The sequence below is a fragment of the Roseibium sp. LAB1 genome (genome assembly GCF_054658235.1).
In genome coordinates this window covers 19,070-33,896 of sequence record NZ_BAAGIB010000002.1, presented here as the reverse complement: position 1 = coordinate 33,896, position 14,827 = coordinate 19,070, and the positions used below count along the sequence as shown (strand labels likewise).

Annotated in this window: 15 protein-coding genes and 1 pseudogene; 7 read left to right on the top strand and 9 right to left on the bottom strand. The window is 60.1% G+C overall.

The genetic code is table 11. The features are described 5' to 3' along the window. From ACYQ54_RS10205 to ACYQ54_RS10185, 5 genes are all read left to right on the top strand, one after another. A complete protein-coding gene (locus ACYQ54_RS10205; RefSeq protein ID WP_460081784.1) occupies positions 1-546 on the top strand; it encodes a slr1658 superfamily regulator in 546 nt (181 codons plus the stop codon). A gap of 31 nt (positions 547-577) precedes the next feature. After that, positions 578-916 (top strand): slr1659 superfamily regulator, encoded by a 339-nt coding sequence (locus tag ACYQ54_RS10200; protein WP_148582075.1) that lies wholly within the window; start codon positions 578-580, stop codon positions 914-916. Positions 917-1,146: 230 nt separating this feature from the next. Continuing rightward, positions 1,147-1,371, top strand: a complete 225-nt coding sequence (locus ACYQ54_RS10195) for a hypothetical protein (protein ID WP_460081782.1) — start codon at positions 1,147-1,149, stop codon at positions 1,369-1,371. Positions 1,372-1,661: 290 nt separating this feature from the next. Continuing rightward, the gene (locus ACYQ54_RS10190; protein WP_460081781.1) at positions 1,662-2,357 is read left to right on the top strand and encodes a ribonuclease activity regulator RraA; all 696 of its coding nucleotides are present in this window, start codon (positions 1,662-1,664) and stop codon (positions 2,355-2,357) included. 64 nt (positions 2,358-2,421) lie between these two features. Continuing rightward, a complete protein-coding gene (locus ACYQ54_RS10185; RefSeq protein WP_460081779.1) occupies positions 2,422-3,615 on the top strand; it encodes an ATP-grasp domain-containing protein in 1,194 nt (397 codons plus the stop codon). On the opposite strand, the gene ACYQ54_RS10180 is transcribed toward ACYQ54_RS10185, so the two are convergent. The 8 genes from ACYQ54_RS10180 to ACYQ54_RS10145 all read right to left on the bottom strand — a co-directional run bounded on the left by ACYQ54_RS10180 (position 3,600) and on the right by ACYQ54_RS10145 (position 11,270). Beyond that, positions 3,600-4,589, bottom strand: coding sequence for a Rieske 2Fe-2S domain-containing protein (locus ACYQ54_RS10180; protein WP_460081777.1), 990 nt, complete (start codon positions 4,587-4,589; stop codon positions 3,600-3,602). The genes ACYQ54_RS10185 and ACYQ54_RS10180 overlap by 16 nt on opposite strands. Continuing rightward, positions 4,586-5,761, bottom strand: a complete 1,176-nt coding sequence (locus tag ACYQ54_RS10175) for a GNAT family N-acetyltransferase (protein WP_460081775.1) — start codon at positions 5,759-5,761, stop codon at positions 4,586-4,588. The genes ACYQ54_RS10180 and ACYQ54_RS10175 overlap by 4 nt, the downstream gene beginning before the upstream one ends. Further along, positions 5,731-7,002 (bottom strand): CoF synthetase, encoded by a 1,272-nt coding sequence (locus ACYQ54_RS10170; protein WP_460081773.1) that lies wholly within the window; start codon positions 7,000-7,002, stop codon positions 5,731-5,733. Before ACYQ54_RS10170 ends, ACYQ54_RS10175 begins: the two co-directional genes overlap by 31 nt. 61 nt (positions 7,003-7,063) lie before the next feature. Then, positions 7,064-7,888 carry an MBL fold metallo-hydrolase gene (locus ACYQ54_RS10165; RefSeq protein ID WP_460081771.1) on the bottom strand — a complete coding sequence of 275 codons (825 nt, stop codon included), beginning with the start codon at positions 7,886-7,888 and terminating at the stop codon, positions 7,064-7,066. After that, positions 7,885-8,871, bottom strand: coding sequence for an NAD-dependent epimerase/dehydratase family protein (locus ACYQ54_RS10160; protein ID WP_460081770.1), 987 nt, complete (start codon positions 8,869-8,871; stop codon positions 7,885-7,887). Before ACYQ54_RS10160 ends, ACYQ54_RS10165 begins: the two co-directional genes overlap by 4 nt. A gap of 2 nt (positions 8,872-8,873) precedes the next feature. Beyond that, a complete protein-coding gene (locus tag ACYQ54_RS10155; RefSeq protein ID WP_460081768.1) occupies positions 8,874-9,830 on the bottom strand; it encodes a 3-oxoacyl-ACP synthase III family protein in 957 nt (318 codons plus the stop codon). Between the two features lie 212 nt (positions 9,831-10,042). Next, positions 10,043-10,270 (bottom strand): helix-turn-helix domain-containing protein, encoded by a 228-nt coding sequence (locus ACYQ54_RS10150; protein ID WP_460081765.1) that lies wholly within the window; start codon positions 10,268-10,270, stop codon positions 10,043-10,045. After that, positions 10,248-11,270 carry a permease gene (locus ACYQ54_RS10145; RefSeq protein WP_460081764.1) on the bottom strand — a complete coding sequence of 341 codons (1,023 nt, stop codon included), beginning with the start codon at positions 11,268-11,270 and terminating at the stop codon, positions 10,248-10,250. Before ACYQ54_RS10145 ends, ACYQ54_RS10150 begins: the two co-directional genes overlap by 23 nt. Positions 11,271-11,360: 90 nt before the next feature. Between ACYQ54_RS10145 and ACYQ54_RS10140 the strand changes: the two genes are divergently transcribed. Further along, positions 11,361-12,221: a LysR substrate-binding domain-containing protein gene (locus tag ACYQ54_RS10140; protein ID WP_460081763.1), complete on the top strand. Its 861-nt coding sequence runs from the start codon at positions 11,361-11,363 to the stop codon at positions 12,219-12,221. Between the two features lie 231 nt (positions 12,222-12,452). Here ACYQ54_RS10140 and ACYQ54_RS10135 read toward each other — a convergent pair. Next, positions 12,453-12,740, bottom strand: a pseudogene (locus ACYQ54_RS10135) (trimethylamine methyltransferase family protein). 448 nt (positions 12,741-13,188) lie between these two features. On the opposite strand from ACYQ54_RS10135, the gene ACYQ54_RS10130 reads away from it, so the two are divergent. Then, complete coding sequence (locus ACYQ54_RS10130) at positions 13,189-14,799, top strand: ABC transporter substrate-binding protein (protein WP_460081762.1); 1,611 nt, start codon at positions 13,189-13,191, stop codon at positions 14,797-14,799. Positions 14,800-14,827: the final 28 nt, after the last annotated feature.

The window sequence follows — 14,827 nt, the reverse complement described above, 5'->3', positions numbered from 1 at the left end:
ATGGTCGAGGATTTTGGAGAGACGGCTGCTTTGAATGGCGGAGACGCGAGGCGTTTTTGTCTCACGCTGATGGCAGAACCGCTGGAGCTGAGCTGGCATCATTGCGGCCTCACCTCGGATTTTATCGGGGAATATTTCAGCCGGGCCTGCGGCAAAGGCGTTGATCCTGTCGATGCACGCCACAGCATCAGTTACATGATCAACGAGATCCTGGAAAATGCGATCAAGTTCCGACATGGCGGCGACATCGCGATTCACAGTTCGATGGAAGCGGATACGTTTGAAATTCGGATCGTGAACCGGATCGACCAGGAAACCGCCGCCAAGTTCCAGGTTCACCTGAAATCCCTGCTCGACCGCGAACCGGGAGAGCTGCTCCTGGAACGTATCGAGGAGAACGCCCTCAATCCGGACTCCTCCGGTTCCGGCCTGGGCTTGCTCACACTTATGAGCGACTACGAGGCCAGATTGGGCTGGTCTTTCGCGTCTGAGCGTGTAAGTGAAGGCGTTGAGTTGACGACATATGCTTCTTTGCGACTTTCCTGATCGCTGACATATTCCAAAGGAAGATACCACAATGGAAATCAGCACGAACGATTACCGCGTTTGGACTGAAGGCTCCGACATCCACTACGAAGGAACGATGCGGCTTTCAGGGACGGATGCCTACGCACCTATTTTGGAAATCATGAATTCCGTACTGGCAGCCAAGCCGGAACTCATCACCATGGATCTGACAAGCCTGGAATTCCTGAACAGCTCCGGCATCAACCTGCTTGCGAAATTCACGATCGAAATCAGAAAGCAGCCGGAAGTCGGCGTTCGGGTTCTCGGCTCCAAGTCCATCCCGTGGCAGTCGAAATCGCTCCGCAACCTGCAGCGTCTGCACCCGGCGCTTGAACTGACGATTTCCTGATCCCGCTGTCGGGCGCACGCGAGGACGTCCTGATGCAAGCACACCGGAAATGCCAGCAGACGTCCGGCCTCCGTTTCAAGGGTGCCGGATGCATTGCGCATGCCCTTGCTGCTTTATCCGTCCTCGGTGCCGCAGGCTGTCGGTCGATCAGCCAGTCTCCCTGACTCGAAAGCGAATATGTCGGCAAACCCACTGCCGAGTTCTTCGAAGCCCATGGGGCGCCGCTTCAGGTGATCGGCTACGAACAGAAGATCAAGACGGTCTCAACCGCACGCGACGTGCTGCAGGAAGACTCGAAGGAACTGGTCTACGACCGTTCGTTCCACAACCGGAAAACCTACTCCAGGATCCTGAAACAGGTTGCAAACGCTTGCAATCAGGCGCTGCTGACGACGGCAGACGGCAAGATCATCCCGATCGAAGCGCAGTCCGAAGCGGCGACATCGATGCCGTAAAGGCTGCCTGGGATGCCCGGATCTAGCAACGGGCGGTGACTTGCCTCTGTTGCCCCTGAGCTCCAGGTAACCTTGACCGCAAAGGGCTGGTGTACCGCTGTGCGTGTCGTCTGCTCTCCCTCTCGCCATGATGCAAATATCCCTTGGCCAGCAAGACGATCCGGCGGAATATGCCGCTTGAACCGCCGGACCTTTTCACCCGGACAACGCGCCCGGACGGGACCGGCGGTATGGCATTTGAAACGTTTCTGTCCTGCCGCGCATTGTCAGCGCCTCTTCCGGAGACCCACATGACCCTGTCTGCTGAAGCCGCCGAAATCCTGAAATCCGTCAGCACGGCTACGTTCACAACGATCCTTTTGAAAAAAGGTCTGCGCAATGTCTGGATTCGCGGGGCAATGCCGCTCGACCGTGCTCGCCCGCGCATCGTTGGCCCGGCATTTACCCTTCGTTTCGTGCCTGCACGCGAGGACCTGGCGACCCCGGCCTCCTGGGGCTCACCTATTTCCACCAGGGCTGCCATCGAGGAGATGCCTGAAGGGTGTGTCGCCGTCATCGACGCAATGGGCATCCGGGATGCGGGCGTCTTCGGCGACATCCTGTGTGCCCGCATGCGCAAACGCAATGTCGCAGGCATGGTGACCGACGGCGCGGTGCGTGATCTGACCGGTGTTTTGGCCTCCGACCTGCCGGTGTGGTGCAGCGGCGTTTCGGCCCCGCCGTCTGTCGCCGGTCTTACCTTTGTCGGCTGGCAGGAAACCATCGGCTGCGGCGGTGTTGCCGTCATTCCGGGCGACATCATCGTGGCCGACGGCGATGGCGCGGTCGTGATCCCGGCGGGCAATCTTGAAGAGGTGCTGAAAGAAGCGCCGGAACAGGAGCGCATGGAAGCCTGGATCGTTGATCAGGTCGATGCGGGCGTGCGCCTGCCGGGACTTTACCCCATGAACGAGGAAACCAAAGCGCGCTACGAAGCCGAGCGGTGAGGGGTATTCGAATGCGCCGAGGCAGCTGTTACCGGGCGTCGAGACATCCAGACGAAACAGGACGATGACGACGATGCAATCCGGCACAGGCCGTCCCTCCGGACAGACTGTTCTTGTAACAGGCGCCCGCGCGCCTGTTGCCCTGCATCACGCCCGTCTGTTTCATGCCGCCGGTTGGCGCGTTGTTCTGGCCGATATGCCTGCCCGGCCGCTTTCCCGGTCAAGCCGTGCCTGTGCGTCCTATAGGCGGTTGCCGTCGCCGAGATTTCATCCGGAAGCTTTTGCCAATGCGGTCGCCGTTTTGGTCGAACAGGAAAAACCGTCCCTGATTATCCCGACCTGCGAGGAAATCTTCTATCTGGCCGGACTCAGGGACAAGCGCGGCCTTGGCGCGGACCTGTTCGCGCCTGGTCTTGATCTGCTTCGGGTGGCCCACAACAAACATGACTTCATCAGGCTGTGTGAGGAGTTCGGTATTGCCGTACCCGGAACATGGCTGCTTACGAGCCCGCAGGACGTTGCCCGTTTGAGTGGAGAGGCAAAGAACCTTGTGTTCAAGCCTGTCTGGTCCCGCTTCGCCGGTCAGGTTCTGGTGTCGCCTTCATCAGACAATTTGAAACGGGTGGTGCCGAGTGCCGCGATGCCCTGGGTTGCGCAGGAACGGTTGGAGGGAGAGGAAATCAGTACCTATGTCGTGGCACGCGGCGGCAGGGTGCTGGCCTTGTCGTTGTACCGCTCGCTTTACCGGGCCGGAGCCGGGGCGGGGATCTGTTTCGAGCCGGTTACGGATGCAGCGGCGCGGGACTTTGTCGAGACCTTCGTCAGCAACACCGGCTGGACCGGACAAGTCTCATTTGATCTGATGCGTCTTGAAGACGGCTCCGTTCGTCCGCTGGAATGCAATCCGCGGGCGACGAGTGGTCTGCATTTTTTCAAGGACGCAGGCCGGTTTGTTCAGGCGCTGTTGCCCGGCGGGAAGGACGTCCAGCCGAACGTAACACGCATTCAGGCCGTGCGCCTTGCCATGTGGGTCTATGGCCTGCCTGCAGCGCTTCGCTCCCGGAACATCAGGCGCTTTCAAAAGGTTCTGGGTGTGGCCGAGGAAATCCTCAAAACCAAAGACGATCCCGCGCCCGGTCTGGCGCAGGTGCCGGCCTTCCTGGAAATCGCGGCCATCGCCATTCGCAATCGCATCAGTCTTCAAAGTGCCACCACCAGGGACATCGAGTGGAACGGGCCGGATCAAAGTTCGATATAGGCGGTCCTGGGGGACTGCGCCGCGCCTGGTAACTCACTTCTTTCAATTGCCTCGATATCCTGGCGCAGGTAATCGAGTGGACCGATCAGGGGCCTTGAGACCGGAAACCGTGTCGCGTTTTCATGCGCCGATTTCAGCACGCGGCGGTCTTGCTCCAGAGCGATGTGGAACATTGGTTGGAACGCCCAGGACTTGATCCGGTCAAGGAGCCCCTCGTTCGGACCGATGAGGCAGCCGATGCCTTCAACAAGTCCTCCGGATATCTGTCTCAAATGAAAGGTGGTTGCCAGAGCAAGGCCGTTTTCACCCCAGTATTCAAGCTCGGCGATGCCGGGAAAACGATAACGCCCAATCGTCCGCAATCGTCCTGCTTCCAGCATCTTGCTGATCAGGCCGTGCTGCTGGTCTTCTCCGGTGTAGACGGCCTCGACCCAGCCCGGCCCGCCAGTGATGTCGACCCGAACCCGGTGGCGCTTGCTGCTGAGGCCGCGCAGCAGGCCCTTGTGGGTGAAATGGGTATGGGTCGCATCGAGAATGTTTTCGGCGGTATCGATCAGCGTCGAATGCGTGCTGCTGCGCACCAGCCGCACCAGCACCTTCTTTCCTTCCATCGGATGCAGGTAAGGTTCGCCGTCCGGGGTTCCCCTGGAGAGAAATATCACCCCGTCTTTTTCGAACGTCTTGAGGCCGGGAATACGGTATCCCGGCAGGTCCCCCAGGTGCCCCGGAATGGCGGTGCAGCGTCCGCTGCCGTCAAACCGCCACCCGTGATAGGGGCATTCGATCTCGCCTCCGACGACCTTTCCTTTCGACAGCTCCATCAGCCGGTGCGGGCAACGGTCGGCCAGAGCCGCAATGCCGGTCCCGCTGTTGAACAGCACCACCGGTTCGCCGCCAAACTCAAGCCGCAACGGCTGCCGTCTGACATCGTTCACAAGCGCGACGGCCTGCCAGATATCCTTTGGTGAGGTCATAGGTCGAAGGCCTCCAGTAGGGGGATGCCGATGCGAGACAGAAGCGTTTCAAGGCTCCGCACCGCCAGTTGTCTGCGTCGGGACAGATGACCGGTATAGACGGCGTTGAACTCGATTTCCGGTTCTGCACCGCGCAGGCGTTTGAAGTGGCCAGCGCCTGCACTCATGTTGAAAAAGAGATTGTGCCGCTCGGCAATGTCCTGACCTGCCGCCATGACCAGTCGATAGAGGCCGTCTTTTGGGGCCAGACCGGTATCGTATCCGACCAGTGGCTGGGTCAATGTACGACCGTTTTCGAAGAAGCCGGCAACTGCCACCAACAGGCCGCTGTCGTCGCGATAACCAAGCAGTCGGAACAGGCCCCTGCGATGGCATTCCCGGATATAGGTTGCCGTGTACTGCGGATTGAGCGGGGTGTACTTGTCGAGATAGAGCATCTTGTAGAGCTCTGCGGCACGCGCGAAATCCTGCTCTTCAAAACCGTTATTTTCGACCAGCCGATATGGCGTTCGCTGCATCAGTTTTGTGTCATAGCGGCGATTTTGCGTCGGTTTGCAGGGCGTACCGTCACCGGCGTAAAGATAGATCCGCCGGGCTGCCAGAAACCTGAAACCGGCCTGCCTGAGGGCGTTCATGGATGTCCGGTCTGCCCGGCCATTGAGGGATCGGATGACAATGGCATGCTCGGGAAAGCGGTGCGCAAGGTTACTGGCAATCTCGCGGGCAGCGGCCGCATCGATTTCCGGCACAGGGTTGGTCGACAGCAGCCAGTTGTTCACCTGAACCTGCCGGTCGAGCCCGCTGGCTGCAATCAGCGGTGCACAGGCCCGGATCAAAGGACGCACCAAATGATAGGCCAGCGGCGATTTCAGGAAATTGCGCGTTTCCTCGATTGCATAGTCGATATAGGCGGCGCTGGGCGAGCAGATGTAACACGTCGGTGGGCGGCAGGGTTCGTTGGTCGTCAGCGGAAAACAGCGTCCGGCGATCTCCAGCTTGCTGACGCTTGTTGTGAGATTGGCAACAAGATCAGGCATCGCAAAATCGTTGCACAGGTGCACGAAAGACCGAACGGTGTCGGGATCGTTGCTCACACGCTCGCTGTCTCTGTTGTCCCGTAGCATGGGGTCTTGCGCCAAGGTCATGGCCGGACCTGCTGCTTCATCCGGCATTCCACTCGTCGGAGCTTGCGGCTGCTTTCCAGAGGCAAAACTTCCCGGCGAAGCGAAATAGCGGGTGTCAGTCCCTGTGCGCTCAGGGCTTTGCCTAGCGCCGACCGCGCCGCCTCCGCGCTTGCATCTGGCAAGTCCGGTGACAGCAGCAAGGTCATCGATCCGTCTACTTCCTGCACAAGACGAAAATCGGAAATCTCGCGAGAGGCGTCCAGAACCGCGTTCCGCAGGATGTCGGGCGTGACAAGTACCTCCGTTCCCGCCGCGTTGGTGAAGATAAAAATATCGTCCATCCGCCCGATCACTTCATCGACAGCCCAAAGCGGCGAGCCGCAGCTGCAAGGTTCCGACGACAGGCGCAACAGGTCGTTCATCCGGTATCGCGCCATGATCTGGAAATCGCGGCGAAAGCCTGTCACCAGCGGTGTGACCAGGCCGTTCGCGACCGGTTCGAACTCGAAATAGTTGGCATCCTCGGCAAGATGTAGTCGGCCATGAGCGCACGACACGGCAAAGAGGCCTTCAGTCGCCATGTAGATCTGCCCGAGGGTAATGCCGAACCATTGTTCAATAGCTGAACGGTCGACGGGGTCGAGGGTCTCCGCCCCGGCATAGAGCTTGCGAGGCGCAAGACGGCTCGATGTGTCCGCCAGGTGCCGCAGTGCCCGGGGCGGGGCAACGATGGTCGTCGGGTCGAAGGTTTCCAACTCGCCCAGCCAGGTGGCGATACCACGGCGCAGATCGAAGAACCGGAGCTGTAATTGCCGCAGTTTGGCCGGGCTTTCGTAAAGCGATGAGGACTGCGGCAGGATGATCGCAACCCGTTCCGGATGCCACAGAAAGCCGGGTAATGTCTTGGCCAGAATGGTGCCGAGCCAGCGGAAGCGTTCGGCCGCCGTGATGGCATAAAGACCCCGGTTGCCGCTGGTGCCCGTGCTGGCGCCGATGTTGATCCCGTTGATCTGACCACCTTCCTCAAGGGCTCGCCATCCAGCCTCGGCGGTGATCCTGTCTCTGTTGAAGGCCTCGAACCGGCTCATCACGATGGCCTTGTCGATGATCGGCAGTTGGTCAAGGCGCGAGGGTGCGTTGCGGTAGAAATCAACCCTGGGAAGATCGCGGCGCATCCAGGTGTCCAGCCGTTGTTTCTGCCAGCGCTCGAAAGCCTGACGGGACCGGCCCCGACGGTTGCTCCAGAGCGTTTCAGCAAATGCGACGCCAGTCTGAAATCGCCCGGTCATTCCTGAACCCCGGTCATTCCTGAGCCCCAGACCCCGGTCATTCCTGAGCCCCAGACCCCAGTCATTCTGGAACCCCGGGCAGGTCGTAAGGACTATCTGACGGATCATGGCACAGCAGGACATCACCGCCTTGCTTGCGGAAGGCAGCCACTCGCCTCGTGCTGTCGGCAAGAGTTGCGCGATCCGAAGCGACAAGGATGGCTGGAAGTCCAGGCGCCATGCCGGGATGAAGAGCTGCTTCACACCACTGGGTATCGACCGCATAAAGCAGCGGCACGGGCTGTGCGGCAAAGCAGATGCCGAAATGCCCTTCAGCATGACCGGGCAGGTCGACGGCAAGCATCGAGCCATCGCCAAAAAGATCGGCGCCTTGACCGAGCCCATGTGGTGCGGGTATGACCGGCAGCTTGTCGATATCAACGATCCGGCTGGAGAGATCCTGCGGCAGCAGCTCGTCAAAGATGCCGTGGCGCAGATTGGCAAATCTGGAGCGCGCCAGAACACGTGCGAACACGGCCGCTTTCGTGAAGACCCTGGCCTTGGGAAAAAGATGCAGCGCAGCGACATGGTCCGCGTGGAAATGGGTCAGCACAATGGCTTCCACATCGGCAGTGCGGGCACCCAGGCGTGCAAGGACGGAGGTCGGCAGGTGCTCATGCACCAGCTTCGGTCGAAGCAGATTTGCATAGAGGCGAAGCGGCAGACTTCTGCCCGGACATTCGGTGACCCGTGGGCCGTAACCTGTGTCGATCAACACCAAACCGGCAGTCGTATGATGCTGTACGCCATAGCGTACCTTGAACCGAAGCGGTTGCCTTTGGCCACCGCGAACCACCAACCGCTCCGGTGCGGAAACGAATGCGCTGTTTGCAAAGGCCGGGGTCAATGGACAGCCCCTCCGCCAAGCGTTCTTGCAAGTCCCATTTCGAAGTCAATCTGTGGCTGCCAGTTCAATAACCGCGCTGCCTTGGAAATATCGAGGCTCTGCCGGAAGGCGAATAGACCGAGCGTATAGGGTGTTGCCGGAGGCTCACCAGCACCAGGCAGGACGAGGCTTGCCCTTTCCATGAGTTTCGCCGCAAGAACTGCCGGGGCGAGGGGGCGTTTCCGCCAGCGGACCGGGACACCCTTGGCGGCACAGACACGCTCGACAATGAAACGCACAGGCAAGGGCTCACCGCCGGAAATGTTGAACGTCTCGCCTTCACATGCGGGGGGAGCCTCAAGGGCCGCATCGATAGCGGCAAGCACATCTTCCACATGGGTCAGGTCGATGGAGGCAGCACCGTCCCTGAAAAGCGGCAACGGCCGCTTCCCGGCTGCCGTGAGCAAACGGGGCAGGAGGCTCGTGTCTCCGACGCCGTATAGGCCGCGTGGACGAAGGTTGATCGGGCCGAGGTCGAAACGGGCAAGTGCAAGCCGCTCGGCGTCGGCCTTGGTCGCCGCATAGGCATTGATGGGCGGAGGCAGCAGCGCATCTTCCCGAACCTGCTCCTTGTCCTTCATCTCGAAATAGACGGTGGGTGAGGAGATGTTGACGAAGCGTGTCACCCCCAGCTCACCTGCAAGCGCCAGAAGATGTCTTGTCCCGATGACGTTCGCCGTCTCAAATGCACTGCGCCGCCCCCAGGGCGCGGAGAGCGCAGCACAATGGACAACGGCGTTGATCGGACCAAGGCCAGAGAATCGCTGTGGGTCGCAGGCATGGGACAGATCCATGCGCACGACGTCGAAGCCCTCGGCTTCAAGCTGCCGACAGTACAATTCGTCGCGTCCGAGAGCGATCGGGTCGGAGCCCTTGGCGCGCAGATGACGGATCAGTTTACCACCCAGAAATCCCGTTGCTCCCGTCACCAGCAAACGCGCCATGGTCAAACCTCCAGGGCCATGCCGCCAAAGGTGACGCCAGCGGATGTTCCGAGCAACAGAACGCGCATTCCCGGCTCGATCCTGCCCTGGCGCCAGGCAATGTCGAGCGCGGTCGGCAGCGACGCTGCAATCTGGTTGCCATGTGTGTTGCCGATGTCGACCACGCGGCTGCGCTCCATCCCGGTTTCCCGGATCATGTGCTCGAGTGCGAGCGGGCTCGCCTGATGTGGCACGACGAGATCGATATCCTGCCGGATCCAGCCTGCTTTGGACAGGAGGTCGTCGACGAACTGCGGAAAGTGTTTGTGCGTTACCCGGAATAGGTCCTTGCCCTCCATGTGGAACACGGCGTGACGGGCGAAGGCATCGTGGTCCTTGTGAAAATCGAACCGCGTGCCGCCGGCTCCAATCTCACACGCGGCATAAGCAGAAGGGTAGGTCCGCAGCAGCGAGCCCGCAATGCCGGGACCGGTTTCCCCTCCAGTCGTCAGGACCACTGCGGCCGCGCCGTCGCCGAACAGGGCGGCAACGTCGGGCTGGTCGTCCCACGGCAGGGCGCGCGACGCGATGTCCGCGGCAAATACAAGCACTGACGACGCCTGCCCAAGCGCAAGCTTGCTGGCGGCAAGGTCAAAGGCGGTCAGGAACGAAAGACAGGTCGCATTGACGTCGTAAGCCGCCGCCGCGCCATCCGCAAAACCCAGTCTTTTCATAACCAGCGGCGCGGTTGCTGGAAGGGTCTGGTAGGGAATGCCGCAGGCACCGAGGATGAGGTCAGTATCATCTGGCGTGCTGCCCGCTCTTTCAAGCGCAGCTTCGCAGGCAGTAACCGCCAGGTCGATCTGACTTTCCTCAGCTGCGACAAACCGGCTTGAAACGCCGGACAGTTTTTCAAGATGTCCGGCCGGGAACCCCAGTTGGTGGTCAAGGGCCTCCGAGGTGACGGACTTTGCAGGCAAGGCATGTCCTGTGCCGGCAATTCTGACGGGAAGAATGGATGCGGCCTCCGTTAGCGCACCGGTTCGGACCGGCTTCAGACAAGGATCTAAGTCACGGGCCGAAGACACGCAAGGAGGATGGGCCATTGGACCGGGCGGAGAAGCCGGAACCGGTTTGCCAGGAAAAGGGGTCGCGTTTCAGAATTCGGGCAGTTCGCAGCCCCAGCACCCGGTCATGCCCTTTGAAACGCCGCTTGAGTTCCAGCGGAGCAAAGACGCTGATTGTGCGGCGTTGCGCCGAACCTGTTTTGATAGGTGCGGATGAAATGCGAAGCGGAATCGTAGCCGCAGGCCAGGGCGATTTCCGATACGGGCCGCTCGGTCTGCAGCAGGAGATTGCGGGCGGCAGAGGAGTAACCCCGGACTTTCGGTCCGCGCCTAAGCGAACCATTCGAAGACATACCCTGAGATCAGTGAACCGATGATGGCGAGCGCCAGGTAGAGCAGAAACGGCCGCAATTTCAGAACCGGAAGAATTGCAAGTGCGCCCCAGATGCTGACAACACCGCCGGAAACCAGAAAGGCCATGGCCGCTCCCGGCGACATGCCGTTGTCAATCAGGCTGCGTGTCAGCGGCAAGGCTGCATATCCGTCGATATAGGCCGGTGCACCGACAAATACCGCCGCGGGAATGGCCCACCAGTTACCGGTCCCGACATAGGCCGCCAGTGATCCGGGCGTGAGCGCGGCATTCAGCGCATATTCGGCAAAAAAGGCCGGCACCAGACACACCAGTATCAGTCGTGTAGTTGCTGTCGCCTGCCTGACGAAGGCGTGGCGCCGGCTTCTGTCCCGCCAGACAAACGGATCGAAAGTGGCCGCACCTTCACAGCTGCTTGCCGTCAATTTCGACAAGAGCCCGCTTGAGCGCAAGGCTGCCTCCCCGCCAACGCTGCCGGTGAAAGCTGCCGTTATGGCGCCGCCGAAGACACCCAGAAAGAATGCGGAGAGGGTCTTGCCGACGGCGAAGGCGACACCGAGCGTTGCCGCCGTTGTGGCAAGCATGGCCGGATCCGTGATTGGCGAGGACAGCCAGAACGCCATGACCGGGGCCAGGGGAACGCCCGCTGCAAGCAGGCCGACCATCAGTGGAAGGATAGTGATACCGCAGACCGGTGTGATCGCGCCGATGGCCGATGCGGCAATGACGGCGTGCGGCAGGCGGCCGTCAAATGCACGGCCAACTGTCCTGTCGGCCCCGCTGGACAGGATCCAGGCCGTGAGTGCGATGCCCGGAAGCACAAGTGGGGCGACCTCAAGAAGGCCTCCACCGGCAAACAGCAATCCATCCAGGAAGAACAGTGGCCAGAACCAGACCAGTCCGGTGAGGACCAGAATTCCGACCCCGGCGGAAATCGAACGAAACCCGACCGAGAAAGGGCGTGCTGTCTGTCCTTCCATGATGTCCTCCCGTGGTTGACGGCAGCACAATAGTGGTGATCAATACATTGGAAAAACGAATATCTTGAATATCAGGCATTGAGAAAACAGATGCAGAAACTCGACAGTGATCTCCTGCGAACCTTTCTGGCTGTTGCGGGGACGGGCAACATCACGGCTGGCGCACGTCTGATCGGACGGTCTCAATCTGCCATCAGCCTTCAGATCATGCGCCTGGAAGAGGTACTTGGACGGGAGGTCTTCGAACGTACCGGGCGGGGCGTATTGCTGACCGAGACCGGCCAACGCCTGTTGCCCGTCGCCAGGGAAGTGGCCGAGCGCCTCGATGCCGTCCTGCGGGACATCTGTGCCGATGGTCTGCGCGGCAAGCTGCGTCTCGGTATTCCTGACGATCATGGACGGGCAAGACTTGCGCAGATACTGGCTGCCTTTTCCCAGTCGCATCCGCAGGTGGAACTCGACGTGACCTGCGCCATAAGCACCGAATACCCCGAATTGCTGTCCAGGGGCGCGCTCGATCTTGCGGTCTACGAGGTTGAAGCGGTGGGGACGCGTGAAGAGGTGATTTTTGAGGATCCGACCTGCTGGGTCATGTCGCGGTACCGGGATCTTCTGGCGGAGGACCCGGTTCCCGTCGCGCTGTTCGACCGGGCCTGCTGGTGGCGGAACGCAGCGCTCACCTCGCTCCAGGCTCGTGGCATACCCTACCGGATCGCATTTTCAAGCCAGAGCGTCGCGGGAGTGACCGCCGCTGTCGAAGCAGGAATAGCCATCGGTCTGCTCGGCCAGTCCACAATGGCAGGTCATCTGAAGGTGCTTGGAGAAGAAGATGGCTTTGATCCGACCCCGGTCTCGAAACTGGTGATCGGCTCAGCGTCTTCGGCTGATCCCGACCTGCTCCGGACCATGAAATCCGTAATCCGCCAGGCTTTCCGTCCTGCTGATCAGTAAGTGGCGGCAGGGCTGCCGAACAGGGTTGCATCCGGCTCCACACCGAGCCGCGAGCCACCAGCCCCTTGGCAGACGGATCGGCCTCTTCTGTATCCGGACACTTTCTCCCATGGAACAGGTTCCCTCGATGATGGGGTCTGCCAGGCAGATCCCGCTGTACACGGTAAACTCCGCCTTGCAGGGCAGACGCGACAGCACAGTCAGCCCTGGCGTCCAGATCCGGGGCGTGGCTCAAAAGTCCTGGTTCAGGGAATCCGCCATCGGGATCTCGCACTCACGCCGGGCGATATAGTCGAGAAGAGCCTCGTTTCCGGCGGGATCGAGGGCCGGTTCCTCATACTCCGGCAGAAGCTTGCGGGCCTGGCCAAGAGCCCGTTCGGTGATCTCCACCTCTCCCTCGGTCTTTCATTGCTCGTTGGAGGTGTTGTCGAATGTCTCCGGCATGAAGAACGCCCGCTGGAAGTTCTCCTGAGTGTGCGGATGACCCAGGTAATGCCCACCGGGGCCGACGGCCGGCACGGCCGCGGCTGCGCTGGGCAACACTCATCTTGTCCTTTGGTAATCAGTTATTTTGACAAGAAGAATGCGCCTGAATTGCCGATCGGGACCACTGGAATACGAACTGGCGACGCATTTTCCGACATTACCGGAGAATAATCGTCTTCCGCCTAAAAGAATACTTTCAGATATGCATCAGTAGACGAAACTATACGCGCGTAGCATTTTTCGTGCCTTTCCGAAAATCAAATATCATTCATAATAATGCTGCTATGCACAATATCTGAGCAGGCAATCAACATTAAACATTTTAAATGAGGAATTTATCCAAAGGGGTGGTCGAGCAGGGGCACTTCGTGTTTTGCTATGTAAATGTCGCAAATGAGCATCATGGATACAAAAAAACCACGGATGCTACGTTTGGGAAATTGGCAAGTGACTGTTTAAGAAAAACCGGAAGGGGAGACAGATGACAAAGTCCAAAGACGCCGAGATGCTTGAAAGGCTTGAAGCCGCGGCCCGCACGGGAGGAATCAGCAAACGTGATTTCCTTCGGTATTCCGTGCTGGCCGGATTGACAGCAAGTACCGCGACTGGCCTCTGGTCCTCCGAGGCGAAAGCCCAACCCAAGCAGGGTGGAACGTTCCGCTGGGGGATTCACGACGGAAACACCTCCGACTCCCACGATCCGGGGACCTACCTGACCCGCGTGATGATTTTCCTCGCCCACACGCACCGCAGTTACCTGACCATGATCATGGGCGACGGTTCGCTGGGGCCGGATCTGGCCGATAGCTGGGAAGCCAGCGCGGACGCGTCCGAATGGACCTTCAAGCTGACCGAAAACGCCACGTTCCACAGCGGCAAGAAGCTGACCGCGGATGACGTCATTGCCTCGCTGAACCATCACCGCGGCGACAAGACCACATCCGCAGCCAAGGCGCTGCTGACCGATGTCACCGACATCACCAAGGACGGCGACTACACCGTTGTCGTGAAACTGTCCGGCGGCAACGCCGACTTCCCATGGCTGATGACCGATTACCACATGGCGATCTGCCCGGCCAACGACGACGGCACGATCGACTGGCAGTCTGGTGACGGTACCGGTCCCTACAAGATCGACAATGGCGAATTCGGCGTCCAGTTCAGCCTCAGCCGGCATGACGGCTGGCACCGTGAAGGCGCCTATTTCGACAAGGTTGAACTGATCACGCTGAACGATCCGAATGCCCGCCAGACGGCCCTTGTGACCGGCGATGTGGATGCGGTCTCGCTGATCGAGCTGAAGACCATGGGGCTGCTGCAACGCAATCCGAACATCAAGATCCACAACATCCCGTCCGCGGGCGCGATCACGCTGCCGATGTTCTGCGACACGGCACCATTCGACAATCCGGACGTGCGCAACGCCCTGAAGCTGGCGATGAACCGCGACGATATCATCGAGAAGATCACCTTTGGTGCGGCCACCAAGGGCAACGACTTCCACCATTCGCCGGCCCAGCCCTACTGGCCGGATGATATTCCGCAGCGCGATTATGATCCGGACCAGGCAAAGTCGCTGCTCAAGAAAGCGGGTGCGGAAGGACTTACGGTCAGCCTCAGCACCGCGGACAGTGTCTATGCGGGCGCCGTCGACATGGCGGTTCTCTACGCCGAGCACGCCAAGGCAGCAGGCATCAACATCAATGTCGTGCGTGAGCCAAATGACGGCTACTATTCGGATGTCTGGTTGAAGAAGCCGTTCTGTCTTGTGTCCTGGGGTGCGCGTCCGACGCCGGATGTCATGTATACGCTGGCCTACAAGAACGATGCGGCATGGAACGAGTCGCATTGGAAGAACCCGCGCTTCAACGAGCTTCTCCTGCAGGCCAAGGCCGAGCTGGATGACACCCGCCGTGCGGAAATGTATCGTGAAATGGCCATGTTGGCCCGGGACGACGGTGGCACCATCATCCCGTTCTTCAACAACTTCGTTTATGCCAACAGCGCGAAGGTGGGCACGCCGGAAAAACTGGCTGCCAGCTGGGAAAATGACGGCGCCCGCGCCGCCAGCCGCTGGTGGTTCGAGTCCTGATCGAGGGGTAAGGCGGCGGCTCAGGCCG